At 69.5% G+C, this 2,217-nt stretch carries 5 protein-coding genes; 3 read left to right on the top strand and 2 right to left on the bottom strand.

From position 1 onward, the window contains the following. A partial coding sequence (locus BGN97_RS17475) for a hypothetical protein (protein WP_292704418.1) occupies positions 1–226 on the top strand: 226 nt, incomplete at its 5' end. A 12-nt stretch (positions 227–238) separates the two neighbouring features. On the opposite strand, the gene BGN97_RS17470 is transcribed toward BGN97_RS17475, so the two are convergent. Beyond that, the gene (locus BGN97_RS17470; protein WP_292704415.1) at positions 239–793 is read right to left on the bottom strand and encodes an FHA domain-containing protein; all 555 of its coding nucleotides are present in this window, start codon (positions 791–793) and stop codon (positions 239–241) included. A gap of 27 nt (positions 794–820) precedes the next feature. Then, positions 821–1,249, bottom strand: a complete 429-nt coding sequence (locus tag BGN97_RS17465) for a CBS domain-containing protein (protein WP_292704413.1) — start codon at positions 1,247–1,249, stop codon at positions 821–823. 164 nt (positions 1,250–1,413) lie between these two features. Here BGN97_RS17465 and BGN97_RS17460 point away from each other — a divergent pair, with 164 nt between their 5' ends. Continuing rightward, positions 1,414–1,536, top strand: a complete 123-nt coding sequence (locus tag BGN97_RS17460; RefSeq protein WP_292704410.1) for a hypothetical protein — start codon at positions 1,414–1,416, stop codon at positions 1,534–1,536. Further along, complete coding sequence (locus tag BGN97_RS17455) at positions 1,533–2,216, top strand: DUF6766 family protein (protein WP_363331457.1); 684 nt, start codon at positions 1,533–1,535, stop codon at positions 2,214–2,216. The genes BGN97_RS17460 and BGN97_RS17455 overlap by 4 nt, the downstream gene beginning before the upstream one ends. Position 2,217: the final 1 nt, after the last annotated feature.

The raw sequence follows: 2,217 nt of genomic DNA, 5'->3' as shown, positions 1-2,217 counted from the left end.
CACATCGCGAGAGGAGTCCGACATGACCGACCCCGAGATCCACACCTGGTGGCCGCTGCTGTCCGCGGAGGCGAAGCACGCGCTGGAGGCCCTGGATGGCGAGATCATCCCCGACCTCGTGCGGGACGAGGTGGAGGCCCTGACCGGCGTCCGGATGCCGCGCGAGGAGCGGCTCACGATGCGCGACTGGGACTTCATCCGCACCCAGCGGGAGGCGGTCGACTGACGGCCCCGAGCCTCAGCCGTTGCGCACCTCCCAGCCGCGGTCGTCCTCGTCCTGCTCGCCGGCCCGCTGGGCCGCGTAGTCCGGACGCTGCGGCTGCGGCGGCTGATCGGAGAGCTCGCCGCCCTCACGGCCGCCCCAGGGGCGGCCGTGATCCGCGTACTCCTCGCGCATGAACACCAGCGACCAGCCGGCCACCGTGAAGCGCGCGCCTGTGCGGAGGATCTCCGTGCGGGTGTCGTCCTCGGACCAGGCGTTCATCTCGCCCTCGCCGTGCATCGTCAGCACGTACTCGTCGCGGTCGTCGTGGACGATGGTCGCGTGCACCGGATCGGCCCCGTCGAGCACGAGCTCGCAGTCGGGCGCCGAGCCGATCCGCGTCTCATCCGCCGACAGTGGGAAGACGTTCCGGTCGTCCGCCCGGGAGACCAGCAGGTGCGGATCGCCCGACCCCCATGCGGCGTGGGTGATGGTGGCATCGGCCGGGCGCCGGCTCATGTCCTTCGCCATCGCCTCGGTGTCGGCGTGCGTGCCCGGTTCGTTCTCCGTCGCGTCCATGCCTGCATCCATGTCAGTCTCCTTCTCCGTGCGATCTGCTCAGCGCGTGATCTGCTCGACGGTCTCGCCGGTGTGCTGCGGGGCGAGGCTGCGTGCGATGTCGGCCTCGGCGACCATGCCCACCAGCACGTGATCGTCGAGCACCGGGATGCGGCGCACCTGGTGCTTCTGCATGAGTTCGAGCACCGCACTCACCCCGTCTTCGGCGTCCACGAGCAGCGGGGTCCCCTCGGCGAGCGCACCCGCGCGCGTGTCGGCGGGGGAACGGCCGTTCGCGATCGCCTTGACGACGATGTCGCGGTCGGTCAGCATGCCCTTCAGCTTGCCGTTCTCCCCGCAGATGGGCAGCGAGCCGATGTCCAGATCGGCCATCAGGCGGGCCGCGGTCTCCAGCGAGTCGTTCTCGCCGATGCAGCGGGCCCCCGGCGTCATGATGTCCTTCACCAGGACCTCCGTCGTCAGCGTCATGATCTCTTCCTCTCCTGGTGCTCGGAAGAGCGACGATACGGAGTGGTCCCCGGGCTGCTGAGGGGGTTGACAGGCCGCATCGCCGGCGTCAAGGGGCTGGGCATCCGAGCCGTCGTGACGACAGCATCGGGCCAGTCGTATCGTCTCGACCGGAGGAGGACCGGATGGAACAGGTGGACAGGGGCCAGTCGGCCGGACGTGGCCCGGCTGTGGTGTTCTGGACGTGGATGACGGTGACTTTCGGGGGTCTCGCGGTGATGTTCGCGATCATCATCGGAGGTCGATGACCATGCGGCGGATGCTGCGCGACAACGCGCTGGGACTGTTCTTCCTGCTGCTGTTCCTGCTGGCGCTCGGCGGCCAGGCCGTCGCCGGGTACTTCCGGCAGGTGGAGGAGATGACGGAGCACGGACGAATGCCCGCCGACTTCTTCGGGTTCGTGCTCTCGCCCGACTTCGTGGTGGACGTGGCGGAGAACTGGCAGTCGGAGTTCCTGCAGTTCTTCCTGTTCATCGGCGCGACCATCTGGCTCGTGCAGCGCGGATCGCCGGAGTCGAAGAATCCGGGCGACGAAGGGCCGGAGAGCGACGAGGATCAGCTGGTCGGGCGGTATGCGCCCGACGGCGCACCGCGCTGGGCGCGGGCGTCCGGCTGGCGCCGGGTCGTGTACGGCAACTCCCTGCTGATTGTGATGGGCACGGTGTTCGCTCTGTCCTGGCTGGCGCAGTCGCTCGGCGGCACGATCGTCGCCGGGGAGGAGGCCGCCATGCACGGGGTGCCCGCGCCGACCTGGGCCGAGTACGTCGTCTCGGCCGACTTCTGGGATCGGACCCTGCAGAACTGGCAGTCCGAGTTCCTCGCGGTCGGCACGATGGTCGCGTTCTCGATCTACCTCCGCCAGCGCGGCTCGGCCGAGTCCAAGCCGGTCGGCACACCGCACGCGGTGTCGGCGGTGGAGTCGGAGTGAC

It is taken from the genome of Microbacterium sp. 69-10 (assembly GCF_001897945.1).
Classification (GTDB): domain Bacteria; phylum Actinomycetota; class Actinomycetes; order Actinomycetales; family Microbacteriaceae; genus Microbacterium.
This window is presented reverse-complemented; position numbering and strand designations above follow the sequence as displayed.